At 66.5% G+C, this 25,884-nt stretch carries 28 protein-coding genes; 21 read left to right on the top strand and 7 right to left on the bottom strand.

What is annotated here, in order from left to right; genetic code table 11:
• Positions 1-64: 64 nt before the first annotated feature.
• Both ACSQ3Q_RS23275 and ACSQ3Q_RS23270 read right to left on the bottom strand, forming a co-directional pair.
• A complete protein-coding gene (locus tag ACSQ3Q_RS23275) occupies positions 65-1,030 on the bottom strand; it encodes a PDR/VanB family oxidoreductase (protein WP_436136671.1) in 966 nt (321 codons plus the stop codon).
• The gene (locus ACSQ3Q_RS23270) at positions 1,027-2,082 is read right to left on the bottom strand and encodes an aromatic ring-hydroxylating dioxygenase subunit alpha (RefSeq protein ID WP_436136670.1); all 1,056 of its coding nucleotides are present in this window, start codon (positions 2,080-2,082) and stop codon (positions 1,027-1,029) included. Before ACSQ3Q_RS23270 ends, ACSQ3Q_RS23275 begins: the two co-directional genes overlap by 4 nt.
• A gap of 277 nt (positions 2,083-2,359) precedes the next feature.
• Between ACSQ3Q_RS23270 and ACSQ3Q_RS23265 the strand changes: the two genes are divergently transcribed.
• The 8 genes from ACSQ3Q_RS23265 (at position 2,360) to ACSQ3Q_RS23230 (ending at position 10,306) form a co-directional block, all read left to right on the top strand.
• On the top strand, positions 2,360-3,139 hold the full coding sequence (locus tag ACSQ3Q_RS23265; RefSeq protein ID WP_436136669.1) for a GntR family transcriptional regulator: 780 nt from the start codon (positions 2,360-2,362) through the stop codon (positions 3,137-3,139).
• Positions 3,140-3,400: 261 nt separating this feature from the next.
• Positions 3,401-4,591: an ABC transporter substrate-binding protein gene (locus ACSQ3Q_RS23260; protein WP_436136668.1), complete on the top strand. Its 1,191-nt coding sequence runs from the start codon at positions 3,401-3,403 to the stop codon at positions 4,589-4,591.
• Between the two features lie 390 nt (positions 4,592-4,981).
• The gene (locus ACSQ3Q_RS23255) at positions 4,982-5,854 is read left to right on the top strand and encodes a branched-chain amino acid ABC transporter permease (protein ID WP_436136667.1); all 873 of its coding nucleotides are present in this window, start codon (positions 4,982-4,984) and stop codon (positions 5,852-5,854) included.
• Position 5,855: 1 nt separating this feature from the next.
• Complete coding sequence (locus tag ACSQ3Q_RS23250) at positions 5,856-6,851, top strand: branched-chain amino acid ABC transporter permease (protein ID WP_436136666.1); 996 nt, start codon at positions 5,856-5,858, stop codon at positions 6,849-6,851.
• Position 6,852: 1 nt separating this feature from the next.
• On the top strand, positions 6,853-7,626 hold the full coding sequence (locus ACSQ3Q_RS23245) for an ABC transporter ATP-binding protein (protein ID WP_436136665.1): 774 nt from the start codon (positions 6,853-6,855) through the stop codon (positions 7,624-7,626).
• Positions 7,619-8,347, top strand: coding sequence for an ABC transporter ATP-binding protein (locus ACSQ3Q_RS23240; RefSeq protein ID WP_436136664.1), 729 nt, complete (start codon positions 7,619-7,621; stop codon positions 8,345-8,347). The genes ACSQ3Q_RS23245 and ACSQ3Q_RS23240 overlap by 8 nt, the downstream gene beginning before the upstream one ends.
• An 18-nt stretch (positions 8,348-8,365) precedes the next feature.
• Positions 8,366-9,343, top strand: a complete 978-nt coding sequence (locus tag ACSQ3Q_RS23235) for a tripartite tricarboxylate transporter substrate binding protein (RefSeq protein ID WP_436136663.1) — start codon at positions 8,366-8,368, stop codon at positions 9,341-9,343.
• Positions 9,344-9,403: 60 nt separating this feature from the next.
• A complete protein-coding gene (locus ACSQ3Q_RS23230; protein WP_436137061.1) occupies positions 9,404-10,306 on the top strand; it encodes a DUF1932 domain-containing protein in 903 nt (300 codons plus the stop codon).
• Positions 10,307-10,313: 7 nt separating this feature from the next.
• Here ACSQ3Q_RS23230 and ACSQ3Q_RS23225 read toward each other — a convergent pair whose 3' ends face one another.
• Complete coding sequence (locus ACSQ3Q_RS23225) at positions 10,314-11,234, bottom strand: LysR substrate-binding domain-containing protein (protein ID WP_436136662.1); 921 nt, start codon at positions 11,232-11,234, stop codon at positions 10,314-10,316.
• Positions 11,235-11,474: 240 nt separating this feature from the next.
• On the opposite strand from ACSQ3Q_RS23225, the gene ACSQ3Q_RS23220 reads away from it, so the two are divergent.
• From ACSQ3Q_RS23220 to ACSQ3Q_RS23180, 9 genes are all read left to right on the top strand, one after another.
• Positions 11,475-12,134: a substrate-binding domain-containing protein gene (locus ACSQ3Q_RS23220; protein ID WP_436136661.1), complete on the top strand. Its 660-nt coding sequence runs from the start codon at positions 11,475-11,477 to the stop codon at positions 12,132-12,134.
• Between the two features lie 193 nt (positions 12,135-12,327).
• Positions 12,328-13,362 (top strand): amidohydrolase family protein, encoded by a 1,035-nt coding sequence (locus tag ACSQ3Q_RS23215; RefSeq protein ID WP_436136660.1) that lies wholly within the window; start codon positions 12,328-12,330, stop codon positions 13,360-13,362.
• Between the two features lies 1 nt (position 13,363).
• Positions 13,364-14,047, top strand: a complete 684-nt coding sequence (gene ligK / locus ACSQ3Q_RS23210; protein WP_436136659.1) for a 4-carboxy-4-hydroxy-2-oxoadipate aldolase/oxaloacetate decarboxylase — start codon at positions 13,364-13,366, stop codon at positions 14,045-14,047.
• 192 nt (positions 14,048-14,239) lie between these two features.
• Positions 14,240-15,253, top strand: a complete 1,014-nt coding sequence (locus ACSQ3Q_RS23205; RefSeq protein ID WP_436136658.1) for a Bug family tripartite tricarboxylate transporter substrate binding protein — start codon at positions 14,240-14,242, stop codon at positions 15,251-15,253.
• 120 nt (positions 15,254-15,373) lie between these two features.
• The gene (locus ACSQ3Q_RS23200; RefSeq protein ID WP_436136657.1) at positions 15,374-16,363 is read left to right on the top strand and encodes a Bug family tripartite tricarboxylate transporter substrate binding protein; all 990 of its coding nucleotides are present in this window, start codon (positions 15,374-15,376) and stop codon (positions 16,361-16,363) included.
• Between the two features lie 16 nt (positions 16,364-16,379).
• Positions 16,380-17,312 (top strand): amidohydrolase family protein, encoded by a 933-nt coding sequence (locus ACSQ3Q_RS23195; protein ID WP_436136656.1) that lies wholly within the window; start codon positions 16,380-16,382, stop codon positions 17,310-17,312.
• A gap of 4 nt (positions 17,313-17,316) precedes the next feature.
• Positions 17,317-17,781, top strand: a complete 465-nt coding sequence (gene ligA, locus ACSQ3Q_RS23190) for a protocatechuate 4,5-dioxygenase subunit alpha (RefSeq protein ID WP_436136655.1) — start codon at positions 17,317-17,319, stop codon at positions 17,779-17,781.
• Between the two features lie 2 nt (positions 17,782-17,783).
• On the top strand, positions 17,784-18,650 hold the full coding sequence (locus ACSQ3Q_RS23185; RefSeq protein WP_436136654.1) for a class III extradiol dioxygenase subunit beta: 867 nt from the start codon (positions 17,784-17,786) through the stop codon (positions 18,648-18,650).
• A gap of 1 nt (position 18,651) precedes the next feature.
• Entirely contained in the window at positions 18,652-19,614 is a 963-nt protein-coding gene (locus tag ACSQ3Q_RS23180) for a Gfo/Idh/MocA family oxidoreductase (protein ID WP_436136653.1), read from the top strand.
• A gap of 183 nt (positions 19,615-19,797) precedes the next feature.
• Here the strand turns inward: ACSQ3Q_RS23180 and map are convergent, their stop codons facing one another.
• Both map and ACSQ3Q_RS23170 read right to left on the bottom strand, forming a co-directional pair.
• The gene (gene map / locus ACSQ3Q_RS23175; protein ID WP_436136652.1) at positions 19,798-20,589 is read right to left on the bottom strand and encodes a type I methionyl aminopeptidase; all 792 of its coding nucleotides are present in this window, start codon (positions 20,587-20,589) and stop codon (positions 19,798-19,800) included.
• Entirely contained in the window at positions 20,589-20,843 is a 255-nt protein-coding gene (locus ACSQ3Q_RS23170; protein WP_436136651.1) for a ParD-like family protein, read from the bottom strand. Before ACSQ3Q_RS23170 ends, map begins: the two co-directional genes overlap by 1 nt.
• 204 nt (positions 20,844-21,047) lie before the next feature.
• Between ACSQ3Q_RS23170 and ACSQ3Q_RS23165 the strand changes: the two genes are divergently transcribed.
• Entirely contained in the window at positions 21,048-22,091 is a 1,044-nt protein-coding gene (locus ACSQ3Q_RS23165) for an N-acetyltransferase family protein (RefSeq protein WP_436136650.1), read from the top strand.
• Here ACSQ3Q_RS23165 and ACSQ3Q_RS23160 read toward each other — a convergent pair.
• Entirely contained in the window at positions 22,083-22,517 is a 435-nt protein-coding gene (locus ACSQ3Q_RS23160) for a hypothetical protein (protein WP_436136649.1), read from the bottom strand. The two genes, ACSQ3Q_RS23165 and ACSQ3Q_RS23160, sit on opposite strands and share 9 nt — an antisense overlap.
• Before the next feature lie 204 nt (positions 22,518-22,721).
• On the opposite strand from ACSQ3Q_RS23160, the gene ACSQ3Q_RS23155 reads away from it, so the two are divergent.
• From ACSQ3Q_RS23155 to ACSQ3Q_RS23145, 3 genes are read left to right on the top strand one after another with little or no spacing between them, the layout of a single operon-like run.
• Positions 22,722-23,330: a YdeI/OmpD-associated family protein gene (locus ACSQ3Q_RS23155; RefSeq protein ID WP_436136648.1), complete on the top strand. Its 609-nt coding sequence runs from the start codon at positions 22,722-22,724 to the stop codon at positions 23,328-23,330.
• Positions 23,331-23,350: 20 nt separating this feature from the next.
• Positions 23,351-23,743, top strand: a complete 393-nt coding sequence (locus tag ACSQ3Q_RS23150) for an iron chaperone (RefSeq protein WP_436136647.1) — start codon at positions 23,351-23,353, stop codon at positions 23,741-23,743.
• A 45-nt stretch (positions 23,744-23,788) separates the two neighbouring features.
• Positions 23,789-24,808, top strand: coding sequence for an aldo/keto reductase (locus tag ACSQ3Q_RS23145; protein ID WP_436136646.1), 1,020 nt, complete (start codon positions 23,789-23,791; stop codon positions 24,806-24,808).
• A gap of 129 nt (positions 24,809-24,937) precedes the next feature.
• On the opposite strand, the gene ACSQ3Q_RS23140 is transcribed toward ACSQ3Q_RS23145, so the two are convergent.
• Positions 24,938-25,858, bottom strand: a complete 921-nt coding sequence (locus tag ACSQ3Q_RS23140; protein WP_436136645.1) for an OmpA family protein — start codon at positions 25,856-25,858, stop codon at positions 24,938-24,940.
• Positions 25,859-25,884 lie beyond the last annotated feature (26 nt).

The following is a 25,884-nucleotide window of genomic DNA, read 5'->3' as shown; positions in this document are numbered from 1 at the left end:
CCTCACCCACCCATACGGTCCCTGCGCGCCGCTGTCCCGCGCAGGGGGCCAGGCGCGCAGGTGCTTAAAGGTCCAGCACCAGCAACTTGCTGCGTGCGCGCGAGCAGCAGGGCATGAACTGCTCGTTGCCCGCCTTCTCTTCATCGGTCAGGTACATGTCGCGGTGGTCCACCTCGCCCTCCAGCACGCGGGTGATGCAGGTGCCACACACGCCTTGTTCGCACGAGGTCATGATCTCGATGCCCTGGCCGCGCAGCGCTTCCACGATCGAGACATCCGGCGCAATCGCATAGGTCTTGCCGGTGCTCGCAATGCGCACTTCAAAGCCCTCGTCGCCCGAGGTGTCCTGCACAGGCGCGCCAAAGTATTCCAGGTGAATGCGGTCCTGCGCCCAGCCCAGGCCTTTGGCTGTAGTGACCACATGGTCGATGAAGCCTGCCGGGCCGCACACGTACACCCGCTTGTCTGCGCCGGGCGCCGCCAGGACGGCGGCAAGGTCGAGTTTTTGCTCGGCGGCGCCAGCGTCAAAGTGAAAGTGAACATGCGGCGCCATGGCCGAGGCCGCGATCTCCGCAGCAAAGGCCGTGCGCTCGGCAGAGCGCGTGCAGTAGTGCAGCGCAAAGTCCGCACCGGTGCGTGCCAGCCGGTCGGCCATGCACAAGAGCGGTGTCACGCCGATGCCGCCCGCCAGCAGCAGTGTGTGTTGCGCCGGGTGCAGCGCAAAGTGGTTGCGCGGCGTGCTGATGGTGATCACATCGCCTTCGTCCACACGGTCGTGCATGCCCACCGAGCCGCCGCGCGAGGCCGGGTCGCGCAGTACGGCGATGCGGTAGCGGTGCTGTTCGTGCGATGCGTTGCACAGCGAATACTGGCGCACCGGGCCACCGGGCACATGCACATCGATGTGTGAGCCTGCGCCGAAGGGCGGCAGGGGCTGCCCGTCCAGGCGCGCGAGTTCAAAGCTGGCGATGCCCTCGGCCTCCGCGGTCTTTGTGACCACGCGGACTTCGAATGTTTCTTGCGCGGTCATGCGGCCACCACTGGCTGTGCGGCGGGTGCGCGCTCGGCCGCCAGCACGCGGTCCAGCACCTTGCGCGACTGCACGCCGCCTGCGTCGATGTTGAGCATCAAGAGCTTGCGGTCGGGGTAGCGCAGCAGGTTGTGCTGCTGCTTTTCCAGCATCTCCTGGTCCTCGGCAAAGATGCCGCCCTGGCCTTCGCGGATCTTGGCGGTCAGCTCGGGGTCCTGCGGCTTGAAGTTGCGCGCCATGCCCCAGAAGTAGTGGATGGAGGTCTCGGTCTCGGGCGTGATGAAGTCCACCACGATGCTCGACGCCTTCTTGTCCGCCGGCGCGTCGTAGCCGCCGTGGCCGGCCAGCGCCACGCCCACTTCGATGAGCACGTGGCTGGGTGGCGAGAAGTGGCAGATCTGCCAGCGATCCACGGGCTGGTCGTCGGGCAGGCCGTTCATGCGCAGCGCCATCTGCCAGAAGGGCGGCGCCTGGATGCCTTCCATGAAGCGGCTGGTGATGACTTCGTCGCCCTCGACACGGGTCTTGCAGGGCACCTCGTCGATTTCTTTCTGGCCGATGCTGTTGGAGTGCACGTACGTCTCGTGCGTCAGGTCCATCAGGTTGTCGATCATCAGGCGGTAGTCGCAGGCAATGTGGTACAGCCCGCCGCCGTAGGCCCACTCGTCGCTTTCGGCCCAGGACAGGTGGTGGATCTTGGCGGGGTCGGCCAATGCGGGATCGCCCGTCCACACCCAGATGAAGCCGTAGCGCTCCTCCACCGGAAAACTGCGCGTGCGCGGAAAACCCTGCACGCGCTGGCCGGGCATGGACACCGCCTTGCCGTCACACCCCACGCGCAGGCCGTGGTAGCCGCACATCAGCTCGCCCTCGCACACCTTGCCCAGCGACAGCGGCGCGCCGCGGTGCGGGCAGAAGTCCTCCAGCGCGGCGACCTTGCCGGGGGCGGGGCGGTAGAACACGATCTTCTCGCCACAGACCATGCGGCCCAGCGGCTTCTCGGCAATCTCGTCGGGGGTGCAGGCAACGTACCAGGCGTTCTTGGGATACATAGGGGTTGTCTCGTGGGTGTCGATGGCTTGTTCGTAGGGCCAGTGCGCGCCCGGAAAGCCGCGTACTGGGATACAGCGGATTGTGCGAAATGGGCGGTGCGCTGTATACATAAAAATACTGAAAACCAGCTATCGCACGCCGGCATACCTTGTAAGTCGTTGTTTTGAATCGGGTTGCATTCGCGGCGCCTGGATTTGACGTGTGTTTGTGTATACATTCTGGGCTCGTTGCGGCCCAGTCGGCTTGCCTTCCTCCTTCCACCCGTCCCGCCAGCCCATGCACCCAACCGACGATCCGCAGATCGCAACCCTTTCACCGCCAGCTGGCGACGCCGCCACCTCGCAGGCCGTCAAGGCGCAGCTGCGTCTGCGCGAGATGATCCTGGCCGGCGAGCTGCCCGGCGGCGCGCGCATAGCGGAGCTCACGCTGGTGGAAAAGCTCGGCGTGTCGCGCACCCCCATCCGCGCCGCGCTGATGCGGCTGGAGCAGGAGGGGCTGCTGCACCGCCTGCCCGGTGGCGGCTATGCGGTGCGCACGTTTTCAGAGACCGACGTGGCCGACGCCATTGAGCTGCGCGGCACCATGGAAGGGCTGGCGGCGCGCCTGGCGGCCGAGCGCGGCGTGGAGGCCGCCGTGTTGGCCGAAGCCCAAACCTGCCTGGACGCCATCGATGCCGCCCTGGCGCCGCGCACGCTGGACGATGAGGGTTTCTCGCGCTATGTGGAACTCAACGCCCGCTTTCACCTGCTGCTCAGCCGCATGGTGGGCAGCGACGTGATCGCGCGCGAGCTCGACCGCGTCAAGGGCTTGCCGTTCGCCTCGCCCTCAGCCTTTGTCGTGGTGCAGACCCATTCGCACGAGGCGCGCGACATGCTCATCGTGGCGCAAGACCAGCACCGCCAGGCGCTCGACGCCATCGAACGCCGCGAGGGCGCACGGGCCGAAGCCATCATGCGCGAGCACTCCCGCATCACGCGGCGCAACCTGCTGGCTGCAGTCCAAGCCGCTCAGGTCGAGGGCCTGCCCGGCGTGCAACTGATTCGCGAGCGCGGGTAGCAATCGTCTGGATACCGCGGCGATTGCGAAGAGCGCGACCCCACGCCAAGCAGCCGCGGAAGTGGCTTCGCCAGGCCGCTGGCTGCGGCCCCCTCCCGCGCGCAGCGCGAGAGAGAGGGAAGGTGCCGCAGGCGACTCAGGGGGGTGATATCCCATTCTTAGATATCTAAAAGTGGGAAAGCCCGCTTGTAGAAGCAAGGGACGCGCTTCACACTGCGGCCAGCATTGTTCTGTATACAACGATATTTCCAGGAGACATCGATGCCCACCAAACGCCACCTTCTGCGTGCCTCCGCGGCTGCTGCCATGGTCTTGTCCACGGGCTTGGCAGCGCTGCCCGCCGCCGCCCAAGACAACAACGTCTTCAAGATCGGCCTCATCCTCCCCATGACCGGCCAGCAGGCCACCACCGGCCGCCAGATCGAAGCGGCCGCCAAGCTCTACATGGCGCAGAACGGCGACACCGTGGCCGGCAAGAAGGTGCAGCTCATCATCAAGGACGACACCAGCCTGCCCGACGTGACGCGCCGCCTGGCCCAGGAGCTGGTGGTGAACGACAAGGTGAACGTGCTGGCCGGCATGGGCATCACGCCCTCGGCCATGGCGACTGCGCCGCTGGCCACGCAGTCCAAGACCCCGCTGGTGGTGATGGCGGCGGCCACGTCCAGCATCACCGAGGCCTCGCCCTATGTGGTGCGCACGAGTTTCACGCTGCCCCAGGTGTCGGTGGCCCTCGCCGACTGGGCACCGAAGAATGGCATCAAAAAGGTCGTGACCCTGGTCAGCGACTACGGCCCTGGCATCGACGCCGAAAAGTATTTCAACCAGCGCCTGACCTTCAACGGCGGCCAGGTGACCGAGGCCCTGCGCGTGCCGCTGCGCAACCCCGACTTCGCCCCGTTTTTGCAGAAGGTGCGCGACGGCAAGCCTGACGCGCTGTTCGTTTTCGTGCCCTCGGGCGCGGGCGCCGCGGTGATGAAGCAGTTCCTGGAGCGCGGCCTGGACAAGGCCGGCATCAAGCTGATCGCCACCGGCGACGTGACCGATGATGACCAGCTCAACGACATGGGCGACGGCGCCCTGGGCGTGGTGACCTCGCACCACTACTCGGCCGCACACCCATCGCCGCTGAACAAGAAGTTTGTCGACGCGTTTGAGAAAGCCAACAAGGGCCTGCGCCCCAACTTCATGGCCGTGGGCGGCTACGACGGCATGCGCGTGATTTATGAAGCGCTCAAGACCAGCAAGGGTGCTGGCGGCGGCGACGCGCTGCTGGCCGCCATGAAGGGCCAGGTGTTCGAGAGTCCCCGCGGCCCGGTGTTCATCGACGCGCAAACGCGCGACATCGTGCAGAACGTGTACCTGCGCAAGGTGGAGCGCGTGAACGGCCAGCTCTACAACGTGGAGTTTGATGTGATCAAGGATGTGAAGGACCCCGGCAAGACTAAGTAACCCCGGGATAGGAAGCCCCCCTGAGTCGCTTCGCGCCTTCCCCCGGAGGGGGACGCCACCGGTGGCCTGGCAGAGCCAGTTCCACGGTGGCACTGGCTTTAGCGCGCGCCGTTTTTCGCGGGCGGGGTGTTTTTAATCAGTTGCGGGGCGCGCCAGTTTTTGGGGCGCGGCTTTCTTCCGCCATCCGTTCGGGTTGAGCTTGTCGAAACCATGGCGTTACGTGCAGCCTCAGACAGTTGAAGCCAGCGCACCACCCGTTCGGGCTGAGCCTGTCGAAGCCGGGGCGCTGCTGTTCAGTCGAGAGGCACTACCTGTTCGGGCTGAGCTTGTCGAAGCCAGGGCGCCGCGTACGGGCCCATGACTCTTGTTCGTCTTCATTGAAGTGATTTCATGCTGACCATTCTTTTCGACGGCGTTGCCTACGGCATGCTGCTGTTCATCCTGGCAGTCGGCCTGGCCGTGACCATGGGGTTGATGAACTTCATCAACCTGGCGCACGGTGCCTTTGCCATGGCGGGCGGGTACATCACGGTGCTGCTGATGCAGCGGCTGGGTGTGCCGTTTCTGGTGTGCCTGCCCATCGCGTTCGTGGGTACGGCGTTGCTGGGGGCTGTGCTGGAGCGCACGCTCTACCGGCCGCTGTACCACAAGGCCCATCTGGACCAGGTGCTGTTCTCCATCGGCCTGGTGTTCATGGCGGTGGCCAGCGTGGACTATTTCGTGGGCTCGACGCAGCAGATCATGCAGCTGCCCGAATGGCTCAAGGGCCGCACCGAGATTGGCAGCGGGGCCTTCATGCTGGGCATGGGGCACTACCGGCTGTTCATCATCGCGGTGTGCGCGGCGCTCACGGTGGCGCTGCAGTACGTGCTGACCCGCACACGTTTTGGTAGCCGCCTGCGTGCTTCCGTGGATGACCAGCGCGTGGCCGCGGGCATGGGCATCAACGTGAACATCGTGTTCCTGTCCACCTTTGCGTTCGGCTCGGGCCTCGCGGGGCTGGGCGGTGCGCTGGGGGCCGAGGTGCTGGGCCTGGACCCGAGCTTTCCGCTCAAGTTCATGATCTATTTCCTGATCGTCGTGGCGGTGGGCGGCACCTCGTCCATCACCGGCCCGCTGCTGGCCGCGCTGCTGCTGGGCATTGCCGACGTGGCGGGCAAGTACTACATCCCCAAGCTGGGCGCCTTCATCGTGTACAGCCTCATGATCGTGATCTTGATCTGGCGGCCCCAGGGCCTGTTTGTCCGCAAGGGAGGTAAATGAGATGAACGCTCAGACCTCCATCCTTCTAAAGGCCCGGCGCTTTCGCTGGTGGGAACCCATCTTCTGGATCCTGGCCTTCGTCGCGCCGCTGGCCCTGCCCAGCCACGCGCTCATCATCAACGAGATCGCCATCGTGGCGCTGTTTGCCATCTCGCTGGACCTGATCCTGGGCTACACCGGCATCGTGTCGCTGGGCCACGCAGCCTTCTTTGGCATGGGGGGCTATGCGGCGGCGTTGTTTGCCAAGCATGTGATGCCCGACCCGCTGGTGGGGCTGGCGGTGGGCATTGCGGCAGCTACGGTGTTGGGGGCAGTGGCCTCGTTCACCATCATGCGCGGCACGGACCTCACGCGGCTCATGGTCACGCTGGGCGTGGGCCTGATCATGCTGGAGCTGGCCAACAAGCTTGACTGGCTGACGGGCGGTGCCGACGGCCTGCAAGGCGTGGTGATGGGCCCCGTGCTCGGCCAATTCGAGTTTGACCTGTACGGCCGCACGGCGGCTTGGTATTCGCTCACCGTGCTGCTGGTGTTCTTCCTCATCGCGCGGCGCATCGTGCAGTCGCCGTTCGGGGCCACGCTCAAGGCCATCCGCGACAACCGGCTGCGCGCCATGGCCATCGGCATCCCGGTCACGGCCAAGCTCGCGCAGGTGTATACGCTGGCGGCCGCGCTGGCGGGTGCTGCGGGCGCGCTGCTCACGCAGACCACGGGCTTTGCGTCGCTCGACCTGTTCGAGTTCCACCGCTCGGCGGACGTGATGCTGATCCTGGTGATCGGCGGCGTGGGCTGGCTCTACGGCGGCATCCTGGGTGCCGTGGGCTTCAAGCTGCTGCAGGACGTGATCTCGTCCGTCACGCCGCAGTACTGGACGTTCTGGATCGGCCTGTTCCTCGTGGTGCTGGTGCTGGTCGGGCGCGACCGCTTGTTCCGCCCTTGGACCTGGTTCGGGGCCGGGCGCAAGCCCGGCGCCAGCTCCAGCGCGGGAGGCCATTGATATGAACACGACAACCTCCACCACCGTGCTGTCGGCGCAGGGCCTGGTCAAGCGCTTCGGCGGCATCACCGCCACGAACAACGTCACGCTGGACTTGAAAAAGGGCGCACGCCATGCGCTCATCGGCCCCAATGGCGCGGGCAAGACCACGCTGATCAACCTGCTGACCGGCGTGCTGGAGCCCACCGAAGGCTCCATCGTGCTCGAAGGCCAGGACATCACGCGCCTGGCGCCGCACCAGCGCGTGGCGCGCGGCATGGTGCGCACCTTCCAGATCAACCAGCTGTTCGACAGCCTCACGCCGCTGGAGACCCTGGCGCTCACCGTGTCGCAGCACCAGGGCCTGGGCGGCAAATGGTGGCAGCCGCTGGGCGCTCGCCGTGCCGTCACCGAGCGCTGCGAGCAGCTGCTAGAGCAGTTCCACCTGACCTCGGTGATGGCCGAGGAAACGCGGGTGCTGGCCTACGGCAAGCGCCGCCTGCTGGAGATCGCCATCGCCCTGGCCTGCGAGCCGCGCGTGTTGCTGCTCGACGAGCCCGTGGCCGGCGTGCCTGCGGGCGAGCGCGAAGAATTGCTGCAGACCGTGGCAGCGTTGCCCGCCGATGTCTCGGTGCTGTTGATCGAACACGATATGGACCTGGTTTTCAGCTTTGCCAACCGCATGACGGTGCTGGTCAACGGCACGGTGCTGACCGAGGGCGACCCGGACACGATTGCCAATGACCCGCAGGTCAAAGCCGTGTATCTCGGCCATGGGGAGAACGCGCATGTCTGAGGCGTTGCTGCAAATTGACAAACTGAGCGCCGGTTATGGCGAAGCGGTGGTGCTGCAGGGCATTTCGCTCTCGCTGGCCGAAGGCGACACCCTGGCCCTGCTCGGCCGCAACGGCACGGGCAAGACCACGCTCATCAACACGCTGGCAGGCGCCACGCGCCAGCACGGCGGCACGGTGATGCTCGGCGGTGCGGCGCTGCACAAGCTGCCCGCGCACGAGCGTGCGGCCGCGGGCATCGGCTGGGTGCCGCAGGAGCGCAACATCTTCAAGTCGCTCACCGTGCACGAGAACCTCACGGCTGTGGCGCGCCCCGGCCGCAAGGGCTCCACCGCGCGCCCGTGGACGCCCGAGCGCGTGTACGAAATGTTCCCGCGCCTGGCCGAGCGCAAGACCAATCTGGGCACGCAGCTGTCGGGTGGCGAGCAGCAGATGCTGGCCGTGGGCCGCGCGCTGGTGCTCAACCCGCGCTTGCTGCTGCTGGACGAGCCGCTCGAAGGCCTGGCGCCCATCATCGTGGAAGAGCTGCTGCGCGCCATCCGCCGCATCACGCGCGAAGAAGGCCTGTCGGCCATCATCGTCGAGCAGCACCCGCAGGCCATCCTGGCCATCTCGGACCAGGCCGCCGTGCTGGACCGGGGCACGGTGGTGCACGCAGGTACTGCCGCAGAACTCAGCGCGCAGCCTGAGCTGCTCGACCGTTTGCTGGGTGTCGCCCGCTGAGTTGCCGAGGATACCGCCATGCACCTGCACCGCAGAAGCCTCCTGGTTTTCATCGCGGCCGCCGCGGGCGGAGCAGGCGCCCAGGCGCAGCCAGCGTTTCCCTCGCGTCCCTTGCGCATCGTGGTGCCCAACGCAGCGGGTGGCGCGGCCGACATCACGGCGCGCACCGTAGGCCAGAAGATCGCAGGCCCGCTGGGGCAAAGCGTGGTGATTGAGAACAAGCCCAGCGCGGGCGGCATCGTGGCCGGCGAGCTGGTGTCGCGCGCCGAGCCCGATGGCCACACGCTGTTGCTCATCAGCAGCGGCACGGCGGTGAGCGCCGCCCTGTTCAACACGCTGCCGTTCGACACGCTGAAGGACTTCGCGCCGGTGTCGCTGCTGGCCACGTTCGACCTGGCCATCGTCGTGCGAGAAGGCGGGCGCTTCAACACGCTGGCCGAGCTGCTGGCCTATGGCCGCGCCAACCCGGGCAAGCTCAACATCGGCACGCCGCAGATCGGCACCACGCAGAACCTGGCGGCCGAACTCTTCAAGGTGACCGCCGGCATCGACGCCCAGGTGGTGCCCTTCAACGGCACGCCGCCGGTCATCACGGCGGTGCGTGGCGGCGAGGTGGACGCCATGGTGGACATCCTCGGCGCTCTGATGCCGCAGATCGGCTCCAAGGCCCTGCGCCCGCTGGCCGTGCTGGGCGCCCAGCGCGCGCCGCAGCTGCCCGACGTGCCCACGGTGCGCGAAAGCGGCGGCCCCCTGGCGGGCTTCAACGTCACGTCCTGGAACGGCCTGGCCGTGCCCGCGCGCACGCCGCCCGCCGTGGTGGAGCGGCTCTCGCGCGAGGTGCAGGCCGCCCTGGCCCAGCCCGATGTGAAAAAGCGCCTGCTGGAGCTGAACCTGCAGGCCCAGGGCAGCACACCCGCGCAGGCCGGCGAACACCTGGCGGCGGATGTGAAGCGCTGGGGCGATGTGATCACACGGGCGAAGATCGCGCGGCAATAGTGCGCTGCCGCGAGGCGTGTGGTGCGCCGGGGCTACTTCGACACGGAGGCAAAGTTGAACCTGCAGATTGAAAACATCGGCCTCGTCGGCTACGGCGAAGTGGGCACAACCTTTGGCGCGGACCTGCAGGGCCAGCCCGGCGTGTCGAGCATCGCCGCCTGGGACTTGAAGTTTGCCGATGCCCTTGGGGGCGACGCGCAGCGCCGGCATGCAGACCAGGCCGGTGTCGTGGCCGCCGCATCGATGCGCGAACTGTGCGAGCGCTCCGACCTCATCATCTCCGCCGTCACTGCCTCCAGCACGCTGGCCGTGGCGGAAGCCGCCGCGCCACACCTGCGCGCGGGCACGGTGTTCCTGGACCTCAACTCCGCATCGCCCGGTACCAAGCAGCAGGCCGCCGCGCTGGTGGATGCGCGCGGCGCCCACTATGTGGAGGCGGGGGTGATGACCTCGGTGCCGCCTTACGGCATTCGAGTCCCGATGCTGCTGGGCGGCGCGCAGGCCGTCGCGTTGGCAGCGGTCTTGGGCCGCTGGGGCATGGATGCCAAGCCGGTCAGCGACCAACTCGGCGTGGCCAGCGCCATCAAGATGTGCCGCAGCATCATGATCAAGGGCCTGGAGGCGCTGGTGGCCGAGAGCTACGCCACCGCCCGCCATTACGGCGTGGAAGACCAGGTGCTGCCCACGCTCCAAGAGACCTTTCCGGGCATCGACTGGAGCGCGCAGGGCGCGTACTTTCTGAGCCGCGTGGTGCAGCACGGACAGCGCCGCGCCGAAGAAATGCGCGAGTCCGCCCACACCGTGCGCGAGGCGGGCATGGAGCCCGTAATGGCCTCGGCCATTGCCGCCAAACAGCAGTGGGTGGCCGATTTGGCCGCCGCAGGTGCTTTTGCCGACGTGGCCCAGGGTGCGCGCTGGCAGGACTACGCAGACGCCTTGCTGGCGGCCCGCACGCCCACGTAGTCGCGGCTCACGTGGGCTTGAACACCTGGGGCACCGTGCGCTGGATCAGCTCCAGCGCCGCCTTTTGCACCTGCGTGGCTGGCCGCTGCAGGCTGGTGGCCAGCGACAGTGCGATGCGCAGCGGGGGCGTGCCCGCGCTGCCGATCACCTGGGCCGTGTAGGCCGAAGGCCGCGGGGAGTTGAGCAGCGCATTGCGCGACAGCACCGCAGAGCCTGCGCCGTCGGCCACCAGGTCCAGGATGGCGGACACACCGTCGATCTCCAGCGCCACCTCAGGGCGGCAGCCGATGTTGGCCATCTCGGATTCCACATGCATGCGGATCGCGTTCGGGCGCGAGGGGATGATCAGCGGAAGGCGCGCTATCTCGCTCAGCGGGATGGGGCCAGGGGGGGGATCCTCGGCCAGGCCCGGCGGGCGCGCACGCACCAGCACCAAGTCCTCGTCGATGAGGTGCGACACATCGATGTCGCGCGACGGCTGGGCGTTATAGAGCACCACGATGTCCAGGCGGCCGCTGACCAGGCCCTCCAGGATGGCGCCCGACAGCCCTTCGCTGATGGACAGGCGCGCCTCGGGCAGCTCCTGGCGGAAGGCGCGGGTCAGCGGCACCGTCATCACCCGCGCCACGCTGTTGGGCAGGCCGATGGCCACGCGGCCCGACAGCCCGCCGCGCATGCGGTCCATGTCCTCCCGCGCGCGTGCCATCTGGTGCAGGATGCCGCGCCCGTGCTCCACCAGCAGCCGGCCCGCCTCGGTGGGCGTGGCGCCCCGGCCGTTGCGCACCAACAAGTTTTGGCGCAATTCCACCTCCAGCAGGCGGATCTGGCGGCTCAGCGCGGACTGCGCAACGTCCAGCGCCGCGGCCGCGCGGGTGAAGCTGCCCAACTCGGCCACGCGCACAAAGTATTCGAGCTGTTTGAGGTCCATGGCGTGGTTTGGGAAGGGGCTGGAGAGGAGGTGTTTCCTATCGGTAAATGATATACCTGCTAGATGGAGTGCCTACTTTTTATATAGCTCCTGTTCGCCCAGAATCGGGCCAAGGCAGCGTCCTGCCGCCTGCGCTTTGGCCCTGCGCCCGGCAGCGATAGCAGCCACCAGAGCCATCGCTCACCCCTATTTCATCCACCTCTCTCCCTCATGCCCCAACACCTTCGCGGAATCTCCTCCATGGCCACCCGCCAAGTGCTGGCCGAGCTGACTGCCGGCTTTGAGCAGGCCGAGGGTCACCGCGCCAGCATCGAAGCGGTGGGCGGCGTGGACGCCGCCAAGCGCGTGTTGGACGGCGAGGCTTTCGACGTCGTGGTGCTGGCCTCCGACGCCATCGCCAAGCTGCTGGCCGCGGGCTGCATCGTGCCCGGCAGCGTGGTGGACCTGGTGCACTCGGGCGTGGCGGTGGCCGTGCCGGCGGGCGCACCACTGCCCGACATCAGCTCCGAGGACGCCGTGCGCCAGGCCGTGCTGGCGGCGCGCAGCATCAGCTATTCCACCGGCCCGAGCGGCGTGGCGCTGGCAAAACTGTTCGAGCGCTGGGGTATCGCGGACGAGATTGCTGGCCGCATGGTGCAGGCACCGCCCGGCGTGCCCGTGGGCTCGCTGGTGGCCAAGGGCGAAGTGGAGCTGGGTTTTCAGCAACTGAGCGAACTGCTGCACGTGCAGGGCATCGCCATCGTCGGGCCGCTGCCGCCCGCGATCCAGATCACGACCACGTTTTCCGCCGGTATCGGCGCACTGTCGCAACAGGCCGACGCGGCCCGCGAACTGCTGGCCTACATGGCGTCGCCGCAAGCGGCGGACGCCAAGCGCAAGCAGGGCATGACCCCTGTATGAGGTACATCCCCCTGAGGCGCTTCGCGCCTTCCCCCTTCTCTCGCATCGCTACGCGCTGCGGGAAGGGGGACGACGCCCTCGCTGCGGGGCGGCCCTTGCTTGGCGTCCCTCGCGATGGCGCCGTGCCAGCGGCAAGGCTTGCGGGCCTTGCAGGCCGGTGTGAAGAACTGACATAGACATAAGGAGAACGAGCATGAGCCTCATCATCGACTGCCACGGCCACTACACCACGGCCCCCAAGGCGCTGGAAAACTGGCGCAACGCGCAGATCGCCGGCATCAAGGACCCCGCACAGATGCCCAATGTGGCGGACCTGAAGATCAGCGACGACGAGCTGCGCGAGTCCATCGAGACCAACCAGCTCAAGCTGATGAAGGAGCGCGGCAGCGACATCACGCTCTTCAGCCCGCGCGCGAGCTTCATGGCCCACCACATCGGCGACTTCAACGTGTCGAGCACCTGGGCCGCCATCTGCAACGAGCTGTGCTTTCGGGTTTCCACGCTGTTCCCCGACCACTTCGTGCCCGTGGCCATGCTGCCGCAGTCGCCCGGTGTCGATCCTGCGACCTGCATCCCCGAGCTGGAAAAGTGCGTGCATGAATACGGCGCCGTGGGCATCAACCTGAACCCCGACCCCTCAGGCGGCCACTGGACCAGCCCCCCGCTGACCGACAAGCACTGGTACCCCATCTACGAAAAGATGGTGGAGTACGACCTGCCCGCAATGATCCACGTGAGCACCAGCTGCAACGCGTGTTTTCACACCACCGGCGCGCACTACCTCAACGCCGACACCACGGCCTTCATGCAACTGATCCAGGGCGATCTGTTCAAGGACTTCCCCACGCTCAAGTTCCTGATCCCGCACGGCGGCGGCGCGGTGCCCTACCACTGGGGCCGGTTCCGGGGCCTGGCGCAGGAGATGAAGAAGCCGCTGCTGGACGACCATGTGATGAACAACGTGTTCTTCGACACCTGCGTGTACCACCAGCCCGGCATCGACCTGCTCAACACGGTGATCCCGGTGAAGAACGTGCTGTTTGCCAGCGAGATGATCGGCGCCGTGCGCGGCATCGACCCGCAGACCGGCAACTACTACGACGACACCAAGCGCTACATCGAAGCGTCCAAGATCCTGAGCGCAGAAGACAAGCACCAGGTCTACGAAGGCAATGTGCGCCGCGTGTTCTCCCGACTTGATTCACGCCTGAAGGCGAAGGGGCTCTGACATGTACGAACTCGGCGTTGTCTACCGCAATATCACCCGCGCGGACCGCGCGGCCGCCGACGGCTTGGCTGCGCTGGGCTCGGCCACCGTGCACGAGGCCATGGGCCGCGTGGGCTTGCTCAAGCCGTACATGCGCCCCATCTACGGCGGCCAGCAGGTCAGCGGCACGGCAGTGACCGTGCTGCTGCAGCCCGGAGACAACTGGATGCTGCATGTGGCGGCCGAGCAGATCCAGCCCGGCGACATCGTGGTCGCCGGCGTCACCTCGGAATGCACCGACGGCTACTTCGGCGACCTGCTGGCCACATCCTTCCAGTCGCGCGGTGCGCGCGCGCTGATCATCGACGCCGGTGTGCGCGACGTGAAGACGCTGCAGGAGATGAACTTCCCCGTGTGGAGCCGCGCCATCAGCAGCAAGGGCACGATCAAGGCCACGCTGGGCTCGGTGAACATCCCTGTGGTGTGCGCCGGTGCGCTGGTCACGCCGGGCGATGTGATCGTGGCCGATGACGACGGCGTGGTGTGCGTGCCCGCCGCCCGCGCGGCCGAGACGCTGGCTGCCGCGCAAAAGCGCGAAAGCTTTGAAGGCGAAAAGCGCGCCAAGCTGGCCAGCGGCGTGCTGGGCCTCGACATGTACAACATGCGCCCCGCGCTCGAAAAGGCGGGGCTGCGGTACATCGACTGAGGCGGTGTGCCGTCCCGCTGGCCCCGTCAGCAAAGCTCCTTGTGGCGCGGCGGCGCTGCCAGCGGATCGGAGGCGGCCTGCGGCGAAATGCCGGCCGTGCGCGCTTCAGGTTTTGAATGTTTTAGGCCGCCAGCGCTTGTTGAATAAGCGCTGGTAGCTATCATTTTTGTAGTAGTTCGTTTTTCTTGGTTTATGAAAGTCACCACCTTCTCCCCCCTGCGCCGCAGCCTCGGCCTCGCGTCCTTTGCCTCGCTCGGCCTGGCTACCGTCCTGGGCCTCGCGCCCCACGGCGCGCATGCCCAGTCCTTCCCCACCAAGCCCGTGCGCATCATCACGCCCTTCCCCGTGGGCGGTGGCCCCGACGGCGTGGCGCGCATCGTGGCCGAGAAGCTCGGCCGCATCTGGAACCAGCCCGTGGTGGTCGAGAACCGCCCCGGCGGCAACGGTTTCATCGCCATCGATGCCTTTAAGCGCGGCGCCAAGGACGGCCATGACCTGATCGTGCTGGACAACGTGCACCTAGCAGCCTACCCCAGCCTGTTCAAGAAACTGCCCTACGACGTGGCCAAGGATTTCGACACGCTGCTGCCGCTGTTCAAGACCCACTTTTTCTTCACCGTGGGCACGGGCAGCAAGTACAAGACCGTGGGCGACATCGTGGCCGACGCCAAGGCCCGCCCCGGCAAGCTCAACTACGGCTCGTGGTCCGTGGGCAACCCGGTGCACCTGGGCTCGGAGCTGTTCGAATCCGCCACCGGCACGCAGATGGAGCATGTGATCTTCAAGGAGACTACGCAGCTCTACACCTCGGTCGCCACGGGCGAAATCGACTTTGCGCTGGGCAGCGCCGCCACGGCCGGCCCGCTGTACCGCGCCGGCAAGCTGCGCCTGCTGGCCTTTGCCGGCCCGCAGCGTTCGGCCGAGTTCCCCGACGTGCCCACCGTGGCCGAAGCCGGTGGCCCCAAAGACTTTGCCGTGACCGGCTGGAACGCGATTGCCGTGCCCCCGGGCCTGCCCGCCGCCATCACCGACAAGATCAAGCGCGACATCGAGCAGGCCCTGACCGGCCCCGACGTGGCCGAAAAGTTCAAGACCTTTGGCTACGAGCAGTTCCCGACCACGCGCCCTCAGTTCGCGCAGTTCGTCAAAGACGAAAGCCAGCGTTTTGGCGACGTGATCAAGAAGGCGAATGTTTCGCTGGATTGAGGAACACATGCTTGCCATGGTGCGAACCACGTTGCCGCCCGCCGCTGTAACCGCCGGTCTGTGTTGCCGCACGCCCGTGGGGCGCGTGTGACGTCCCACCCATTGCAAGGAATCATCACCATGAACCCGATCACCGCCCGCACCCGCCGCACGCTGCTGGCCGTCGCCACGGCAGCGCTGTGCCTGGTGCAACCCGCCTGGTCGCAGCAGCCGGCCTATCCCAGCAAGCCCGTCAAGCTGGTCGTCGGCTACTCGGCTGGCGGCGCGGTCGACATCATTGCGCGCACGGTGGGGCAGAGCCTGTCGGCCAGCATGGGCCAGCCGTGGGTGGTCGAGAACAAGCCCGGAGCGGGCACCAACATTGCCGTCAAGTCGGTGATCGACGCGGCGCCCGATGGCTACACCCTGATGCTGGCGGCCAATGCGCTGGCGGCCAACATGGCGCTGTACCAGCCCGCGCCGTTTGACGCCGAGCGCGACCTGGCATTGATCGCACAAGTGGGCCGCGTGCCGGTGGTGATTGCCGCCAACGCCGCAGCACCGTACGACACCGTGGCCCAGCTCATCGCGGCGGCCAAGGCCAAGCCCGGCGCCGTGGCGTTTGCCAGCCCCGGCAACGGCGCCACGCCGCACATGGCGGTGGAGCTGTTTGCCAAGGCTGCCGGCATTTCGCTGCAGCACGTGCCCTACCGCGGGGGCTCGCAGGCCATCACGGACACCATTGGCGGGCAGGTGCCGCTGGTGGCGGTCAACGCGCTCGAGGCATTGCCGCACGTCAAGAGCGGCAAGCTCAAGATCCTGGCGGCGCTGAGCGTCAACCGCACCAGCATCTTCCCCGACGCGCCGACCATCGCCGAGTCCGGCTTCCCCGGCTTTGAGGCGTCCGTCTGGTACGGCCTGGTGGCGCCTGCGGGCACGCCCAAGGCCGTGGTCGACAAGCTGCATGCCGAAGTGCAAAAGGCACTGGCCACGCCCGAGGTGAAGACGCGCCTGCAGAGCGTGGGCGGCGAAGTGACCCCCGGCACCGCGGCGCAGTTTGCGGCGCTGGTGCGGTCCGAGCGGCAACGCTACGAAAAGCTGGTCCGCGAGACCGGCATCAAACCCGACTGAACAGCAGGAGCCCCGCATGAGCACATTCACCAAGACCCCTGGCTGGCTGGACTGGTACGCCGGCCCGAGCACGCCGCGCTTTGAGGTGCCTGCGGGCGCTGTCGACGCGCACTGCCACGTGTTTGGCCCGGGCGACGAGTTCCCCTATGCGCCCGAGCGCAAATACACGCCGTGTGATGCCTCCAAGCACCAGCTGTACGCCCTGCGCGACCACCTCGGCTTTGCGCGCAACGTGGTGGTGCAGGCCACCTGCCACGGTGCGGACAACCGCGCCATGGTCGATGCGCTGGTGCATTCGGGCGGCAAGGCACGTGGCGTGGCCACCGTCCGCCGCAGCATCACCGACGACGAGCTGCAGGCGCTGCACACCGCCGGCGTGCGCGGCGTGCGCTTCAACTTCGTCAAGCGCCTGGTGGATTTCACGCCCAAGGACGAGCTGATGGAGATTGCCGGCCGCATCGCCAAGCTCGGCTGGCATGTGGTGATCTACTTCGAAGCGGTGGACCTGCCGGAGCTGTGGGACTTCTTCACCCAGCTGCCCACCACCGTGGTGGTGGACCACATGGGCCGCCCCGATGTGAGCAAGCCGGTGGATGGGCCCGAGTTCGAGCTGTTTTTGAAGTTCATGCGCCAGCACCCCAATGTGTGGAGCAAGGTGAGCTGCCCTGAGCGCCTGTCGGTGGCCGGCCCCAAGGCCCTGAACGGCGAGCAGGCCGCGTACCAGGACGTGGTGCCTTTTGCGCGCAAGGTGGTCGAGGAGTTCCCCGACCGCGTGCTCTGGGGCACCGACTGGCCCCACCCCAACCTCAAGGACCACATGCCCGACGATGGCCTGCTGGTGGACTTCATCCCGCATGTGGCGGTGACGGCCGAGCTGCAAAAGAAGCTGCTGGTAACTAACCCCATGCGCCTGTACTGGCCTGAAGAAGAAGCGACAAAGAAAGGCTGACGCCATGCCACTCGACAAACCCTATCTGGACGTGCCCGGCACGACCATCTTTGATGCAGAACAAAGCCGCAAGGGCTACTGGCTCAACCAGTTCTGCATGAGCCTGATGAAGGCCGACAACCGCACGCGCTTCAAGGCCGACGAGCGCGCCTATCTGGACGAGTGGGCGATGACCGAAGAGCAAAAGCAGGCCGTGCTTGCACGCGACCTGAACTGGTGTATTCGCCTGGGCGGCAACATCTACTTCCTGGCCAAGATCGGCGCGACCGACGGGCGCAGTTTTCAGCAGATGGCGGGCAGCATGACCGGCATGACCGAAGACGAGTACCGCAACATGATGATCGGCGGCGGGCGCTCGGCCCAGGGCAACCGCGTGCTCGGCGAGGACGGCGACGCACAGGCGCACCGCCAGCCGCAAGGCAAGAGCCACGCGCTGCAGCAAGCCGCAGCGGCAAAGAAAGGAACCTGACCATGGCACGCATCACTGCCTCCGTCTTCACCTCGCACGTGCCCGCCATCGGCGCCGCGCTGGACCTGTGCAAGACGCAAGAGGACTATTGGAAGCCGCTCTTTGCCGGCTACGACTTCTCCAAACAATGGATGAAGGACAACAAGCCCGACGTCGTCTTCCTCGTCTACAACGACCACGCCACCGCCTTCAGCCTGGAGATGATCCCGACGTTTGCCATCGGCACCGCGGCCGAGTACCAGCCCGCCGACGAAGGCTGGGGCCCGCGCCCGGTGCCCAAGGTGGTTGGCCACCCGGACCTGGCCGCGCACATCGCGCAGTCGGTCATCCAGCAAGACTTTGACCTCACCATCGTGAACAAGATGGAGGTGGACCACGGCCTCACCGTGCCGCTGTCGCTGATGTGTGGCGAACAAGACCCTGCGCAGGGCGCGTGGCCCTGCCCGGTGATTCCGTTTGCGGTCAACGTGGTGCAGTACCCCGTGCCCAGCGGCCGGCGCTGCTACAACCTCGGCCAGGCCATCCGCCGTGCGGTAGAGAGCTACGACGAAGACCTCAATGTGCACATCTGGGGCACGGGCGGCATGAGCCACCAGCTGCAGGGCCCGCGCGCCGGCCTGATCAACAAGGAGTTCGACAACGCCTTCCTCGACAAGCTCGTGAGCGACCCCGAGGCCGCCGCGAGCATCCCGCACATCGACTACGTGCGCGAAGCGGGCAGTGAAGGCATCGAGCTCGTGATGTGGCTCATCGCACGCGGCGCGATGGCCGACGTGAACGGCGGCAAGCCCCCCAGGGTGGCGCACCGCTTCTACCATGTGCCCGCCTCCAACACCGCGGTGGGCCACCTGATTCTGGAGAACACCTGACATGACTGACAAGACCATCAAAGTAGCGCTGGCGGGCGCTGGCGCCTTCGGCATCAAGCACCTGGACGGCATCAAGAACATCGACGGCGTCGAAGTCGTCTCGCTGATCAGCCGCGACCTGGACAAGACGAAGGAAGTGGCGGCGAAGTACGGCATTGGCCATGTCACCACCGAGCTGGCCGACAGCCTGGCCCTGCCCGAGGTGGACGCGGTGATCCTGTGCACGCCCACGCAGATGCACGCCGAGCAGAGCATTGCGTGCATGAAGGCCGGCAAACACGTGCAGGTCGAGATCCCGCTGGCCGACAGCTTGAAGGGCGCGCAGGAAGTCGTGGCGCTGCAAAAGGAGACCGGCCTGGTCGCCATGTGTGGCCACACGCGGCGCTTCAACCCCAGCCACCAGTACGTGCACCACAAGATCAAAGCGGGCGAGTTCAACATCCAGCAGATGGATGTGCAGACCTACTTTTTCCGCCGCACCAACATGAACGCGCTGGGCCAGCCGCGCAGCTGGACGGACCACCTGCTGTGGCACCACGCCGCGCACACCGTGGACCTGTTCGCCTACCAGGCCGGCAGCCCCGTGGTGAAGGCGAATGCCATCCAGGGGCACATCCACAAGGACCTGGGCATCGCGATGGACATGAGCATCCAGCTGCAGGCCGCCAACGGCGCGATCTGCACGCTGTCGCTCTCGTTCAACAACGACGGCCCGCTGGGTACGTTCTTCCGCTACATCGGCGACACCGCTACCTACCTGGCGCGCTATGACGACCTGTTCACCGGCAAGGAAGAAAAGATCGACGTGAGCCAGGTCGACGTGTCCATGAACGGCATCGAGCTGCAGGACCGCGAGTTCTTCGCCGCGATCCGCGAAGGCCGCGAACCCAACGCCAGCGTGGCGCAGGTGCTGCCGTGCTACCAGGTGCTGCACGACCTGGAGCAGCAGCTCAACGCGGGCTGATTTCAAGCAAAATTGGCCTCTAGCGCTTGATGGGTAAGCGCTAATAGCTACTAAGTTAATAGCAACCAGGGTGATGGTGCATCTGCCGGCCGGTGGATACGCAACCGCCCGGGGGGCTGCTTTCAACGCCTCCGCGCGCTGGGCACCAAGGCTGCACACCGGCAACCCGTTGCACCCTGAGCGTCACATCGGCGCGTAGGTGCCTGTGCCGCCGGGCCACGCGGTCAATACTTCGTAGCCCTCGGGCGTCACCGCCACCATGTGTTCCCACTGGGCGGACAGCGATCGGTCCTTCGTCACCACCGTCCAGCCGTCGGCCAGCTCCTTGGTTTCGTGCCTGCCGGCGTTGAGCATGGGCTCGATGGTGAACACCATGCCCGCCTCCAGCACCAGGCCTTCGCCGCGTTGCCCGTAGTGCAGCACGTTCGGCTCGTCGTGGTAGACCTGCCCGATGCCGTGCCCGCAGTAGTCGCGCACCACGCTGAAGCGCTCCCGCTTTGCCACCGACTCGATTGCATGGCCGATATCGCCGAGCGTGGCGCCGGGCTTCACTTGCCGGATGCCCGCACGCAGCGCTTCGTACGTGGCCTCGACCAGGCGCCGGGCGAGTGTGCTGGGCGGCCCAACGAAATACATGCGGCTCGTGTCGCCGTACCAGCCGTCCTTGATCACCGCCACATCGATGTTGACGATGTCGCCCTTCTTCAGGATCTTGTCGGCCGACGGGATGCCGTGGCAGACCACCTGGTTGACGGAGGTGAGGATGGTCTTGGGGTATCCCTGGTAGCCCACATTGGCCGGTGTCGCCCCCTGCACGTTCACGATGTGGTCGTGGCAGATGCGGTCGAGTGCCTCGGTGCTGATGCCGGGCACCACGTGGGGTTCGATCATGGCCAGCACCTCGGCCGCCAGCTGCCCGGCGCGCCGCGACATCGCAAGTTCGTCGGCAGACTTGATGGGTACGCCGCGCCCCATCAGTGCTTCCCCTTCGCCGAGGCCCCGGGCTTGGCGGGCGGCCCGTCGATTGCCATGGCGAGGTCGAGGCCGCCTGCCAGTTCAGCCCGGACCAGAAGTTGGCAGATTTCGCGGTGGTCGAGCTCCGGGTGCATCTCGGTGAGCATGCCCACGCGCATCCAGTGCTCGGCCTGCGCGTTGATGGAGCGGCTCAAGGCCGTGCCTGCGACACGCAGGTTTTCGTGCATCTGGTCGGAAATTTTGACGATACCCATGGTCAATCTCTAAATAAAACGTATACGAATTATATATAAAACGTTTAGCGACGGATGTCGCTGTCCGCTGATCCGCTCGGGGTGGTTGTGGCGCTGTGGCGGGCCTGCCGGTGCTGGCAGCCGTTCCTTAAGCTGGGCCGCAGGATCGTTTCGCCAAAATCGGAGGCCATGACAAAAATCAACAGCCATCAAGGCCGGACACGGATGGAACCACCACAGCACGTGACATTCAGGGTCTTCGCCGGGCCCGCCGATTACCCGGCGATGGTCGCCTGCGCCAACGCAAGTTTTGCGGCCGATCAGACCCGGTTCTTTCGCACAGTGGAAGAGGTGGCGCGCGACTATGCCGCGTTCACCAGCTGCGTGCCACAGCAGGACGTGTGGATTGCGCAGGCTGGCGAAGAGATCGCAGGCTATGTGCGTGCCTGGCATTGGACGCAAGCCGATGGGCTGCGGCTTTACGGGCAGTTTGCCGTGGTTGCGCCGCAGTGGCGCCGCCAGGGCATCGGGGCACGGCTGCACGCGTGGCTGGAGGCGCGGCAGCGCGAGATGGCGGCGGCCCACGGCAGCAGTGCCCAGCACGCGCACCACGCCTTCGTCACCCAGGGCGAAACCGCGCGCGCGGCGCTGCTGGAGAAAGCCGGCTACCGGCCCGAGCGCTACTTCTTCACCATGGGGCGCCCCACACTGAACGACATCGCAGACTTTGCGCTGCCCGCCGGCCTGGAAGTGCGCACTGTGCAGCCCGAGCACTACCGCACCATCTGGGATGCACACGCCCGCGCTTTCCAGTCGCACTGGGGCTATGTGCCGCCCGACGAATCAGACTACGAGCGCTGGCTGGCCAGCCCGGTCTTCCAGCCGCATCTGTGGCAGGTCGCCTGGGATGTGCAGACCAACGAAGTCGCGGGCCAGGTGCGCACCTACATCGACGCCACGTGGAATGCGGGCAATGGCCGCCAGCGCGGTTGGACGGAGTTCATCAGCGTGAGCGAGCGCTGGCGTCGCCGCGGCCTGGCCCGGGCGCTGATCTCGCGCAGCCTGCAGGCGCAGGCCCATGCGGGCATGCAGGAATCCGGGCTGGGCGTGGACAGCGAGAACGCGAGCGGCGCCCTTCGCGTGTATGAAGACTGTGGCTTCGTCGTGGAGCAGCGCAATTGTGTGTTCCGAAAGCCGCTGGACCTGGGTGGAACCCACGCTCCAGCAAGCGCGGCCACCGTGCCCACCGCGTCTTCGCCGCTAAGCTGACAGCGAACGCGACAGCGCGATGAGGCCCCACACCACCACGACCAGCTGCACCAGGTTGAGCAGCAGCGCCGTGGCATGCATGCGGCGAAACTGCTGCACCGCCCCTGCCTTGCCCGCTTCGATCTGGGCGCCCAGCTGCAGCATCACCGGCAGGAGGCGCCTGCGCAAGATGGTGGCGATGGCGGCCAGCACCGCAGCACCCAGTGCAAACACCAACCGGCCCCACAGCGCGTAGCTGACCGCGGCGCCCAGCGCCACCCAGAAGGCCGCCTGGTAGTACACGTTGAAAAAACCGCGGACAAAGCGTGCATCGAGCGGCTCATCGTGCTTGAGGATCAGCAGCGGCAGGCCGCCCAGTAGAAAGTAGCCTGTGTTGACCAGCATGGCGACGGTGAAGAACAAGGCTGGGTAGATGGCGGAGGGCATGGCACTTCTCCTGGGCTGGGGGTCGCCGTTGTGGGGCTCGCGTGGCTTCATGCGGCCTTGCGTAATGTATTCCGGCAGGGCGGTCGGTCGCGTGCTTTTTTGAGCCCTTAGACGGCGCAAGCGCGGCCTGCTCAAACCCCTGTATGGCCTGCAGAGCGCTCGCTGGCTATACAGCGCCGCAGTTGTTGGCAACAATGGCCCGCCATGTCCACCCCCACCTTCTTTGCCACGCCCGCCGCCTTCCGCCGATGGCTGCAAAAGCATGCCGCGCAGTCGAGTGAGCTGTTGGTGGGTTTTCACAAGGTCGGTTCGGGCCGCCTCTGCATGACGTGGTCCGAGTCGGTGGACGAGGCCCTGTGTTTTGGCTGGATCGACGGTGTGCGCCGGCGCATCGATGAGCACGCCTATTCCATCCGCTTCACACCGCGCAAGCCTTCGTCCATCTGGAGCGCAGTGAACATTGCCAAGATGGAGCAGTTGCAGGCCACCGGCCGCATGACGCCCGCAGGGCTGGTGGCCTTTGGCCACCGCAAGGACCACAAATCGGCGATCTATTCGCACGAGCAGGCGGCTGCGGCCGAGCTGCCTGCGCCGCAGTTGCGCGAATTCAAGCGCGACAAAAAGGCATGGCAGTTCTTTGAGGCTACGCCGCCCGGCTACCGCAAGACCATGCTGCATTGGTTGACGTCGGCCAAGCGGCCCGAGACCCGGGCGGCGCGGTTCGCACAGCTGCTGGCGGCTTGCGCAGCGGGCAAGCGGATCGACCTGTGGACGAAGCGCCCAGCCGAGGGCCGTGCAACCACAACCCTCTAGTGTGAAAGGAGACTGGCACCATGGCCCGGACCGCAGCGTCGAAACCCACCACCATCGCTGACTACATCGAGGCCGCCCCTGCAGCGGGACACCCGGTGTTGAAAGAGCTGTACGCCATCCTGAAACAGGCGGCGCCAGAGGCCGAGGAGGCCATCAAGTGGGGCACCCCGTTCTTCATCGAGCCGCGTTTTGTCTGCGCGTTCTCAGCGCACAAGGCGCATGCCAGTTTTGCGCCACCGGCTGCAGCCCTGGAGCATTTCAAAGAGGCGCTGCAGGACATCAAGACCACGAAGGGCACCATCGTGCTGCCGTACGGCAAGCCGCTGCCCGTCGCGCTGATCCGGCACATCGCCGAATACAGCGTCAAGCGCGTGCGCGAACGCACGACTGACGGCTTCTGGGAAGCGCCGTAGCCACGTCGGCGCCGCCGGGCGAAAAGCTTGGCGTAAGCTTGCCGCATGCAACAAAGAACCCTTGGACCTTTCTCCGTCTCGGCCATTGGCCTGGGCTGCATGAACCTCTCGCACGCCTACGGCGCGCCCGTGTCGGCCGAGCAGGGCGAACGCGTGCTGCTCGCCGCGCTGGATGCAGGCGTGACGCTGTTTGACACCGCCACGCTGTACGGTTTTGGCGCCAATGAAACGCTGGTGGGTCGCGTGATGAAGAACCACCGCAGCCGCTTCACGCTGGCCAGCAAATGCGGCATGCAGGGCGTGGATGTGAACGGTGACGGCAAGCTGGTGCGCGTGATCGATGGATGGCCCGAGACGCTGCGCAAGACCTGCGAGGACAGCCTGCGCCGCCTGCAGACCGATGTGATCGACCTGTACTACCTGCACCGGTGGGACAAGCGCGTGCCGATTGAAGAAAGCGTCGGCGCATTGGGTGAGCTGGTGCGGCGCGGACACATCCGCACCGTGGGGCTGAGCGAGGTATCTGCTGCCACGCTGCGCCGCGCGCATGCCGAGTTTCCGATCACGGCAGTGCAGACCGAGTATTCGCTGTGGACGCGCAACCCCGAGATTGCCGTGCTCGACGCCTGCCGCGACCTGGGCACCGCCTTCGTGGCCTTCAGCCCGGTGGCGCGGGGCTTTCTGTGCGGCGAACTCACCGACGTCAGCACCCTCGACGCCAAGGACATCCGCCGCGCCATGCCGCGTTTTGCACCCGAAGCCTACGCCGCCAACCTGCAACTGCTGGCTGGCTACCAGGCCATCGCGCGCGAGGTGGGCTGCACCCCCGCTCAGCTGGCGCTGGCGTGGCTGCTGCACCGTGGCGAGCACATCATCCCGATCCCCGGCACGACAAGCGTGGAGCACCTGCTGGACGATGTGGGTGCGGCCGGTGTGCGGCTCGACGCCGCTGTGATGGAGAGGCTGAACGCGTTGATCAATGAACGCACCGTGACGGGAGCCCGTTACAGTGCTCAGAGCGCGGGCGAAGTGGATACCGAAACGTTTGAAGACCGCGCAGCCTAGGCAGCGCGGTCTTCGTTCGGCTCATTGCTATCGCTCGCTGTAAAAGTCCGATGGCTCACGCCAGCGGCAGCCGCGCTAGGAGCCGTTAAGCCACTCGGGCGGCTCCTCCCTGGCGCGTGCGGGGGCGCTCTACCTTCCGCGCAGATTGCCCTTGTCGTCGGCAATCACAATTTCCACACGACGATTCATCGCGCGGCCTTCGGGCGAGGCGTTGTCGGCCACTGGGTGGGATTTGCCGTAGCCGAACGCAGCGATGCGGCTGCCGTCCACGCCGCGCTGGACCAGCGCATCGCGCACGGCCTGAGCACGGCGTTCCGAGAGCTCGCGGTTGTAGCCGTCGGAACCCACGCTGTCGGTGTAGCCCTCGATGAGCAGCTTGCGGTCTGGGAACTGTTTGAGGAAGTTGGCCAGCTTGTCCAGGCGCGGTGCGGCCTGCGCCGACAACTCAGCCTTGTTGAAGGCAAACAGCACATCGCCCAAGGTCACCAGCAGGCCACGCTCGGTCTGCTGGGCTTCCAGGTCGCGCAGTTGCGCTTCGAGGGCGCGCACGCGGTCCTGCGCGGCGCTGGCCTGGGCGAGAGCGGCGGTGGCGTTGGCCTGCTGCTGTGCGGCGCGCTGTTCGGCGCTCATGGCCTGGGCCTGGGCTTGTTGAGCACGCAGGCGGGCCTGGTCGGCCTCCTGGGTACGGGCCTGCAAGCGAATGCGGTCGGCCTCGCTGCCGGCTTGCTGGATGTTGGCGTCCAGTTGGCGCGAGCGCGCGGCGTTGGTGGCGATCTCGGCGCGCTGGCGGGCGATGTAGGCGAGGTGGTTGGTCTCGGATTCGTCGCGGTCGTCGGCCCATTCACGGTCGGCACGGGCCAGCGCGTCAGTGGCTTGCTTGAGCTCCACCTGGGCGTACTGGTTCACAACCGGATCGCCGGCCGCGGCGGACACGGCGGAGCGGGCTTGCTCCAGTGCGGGAAGTGGCATGGTGCTCGCGCAAGCGGCGAGCAGGCCCACGGCGATGAGGCCGGTGCACAGGGCGGTGGTGCGGTGGATGAGTTGGCGCATGGTGTGTATTCCTTTCAAAGTCAAAA

Source organism: Acidovorax sp. LjRoot129, from assembly GCF_964253765.1.
Classification (GTDB): Bacteria; Pseudomonadota; Gammaproteobacteria; order Burkholderiales; family Burkholderiaceae_C; genus Acidovorax.
Note: the sequence above shows the minus strand (reverse complement) of the source record. Positions and strands in the feature narration are given on the sequence as shown.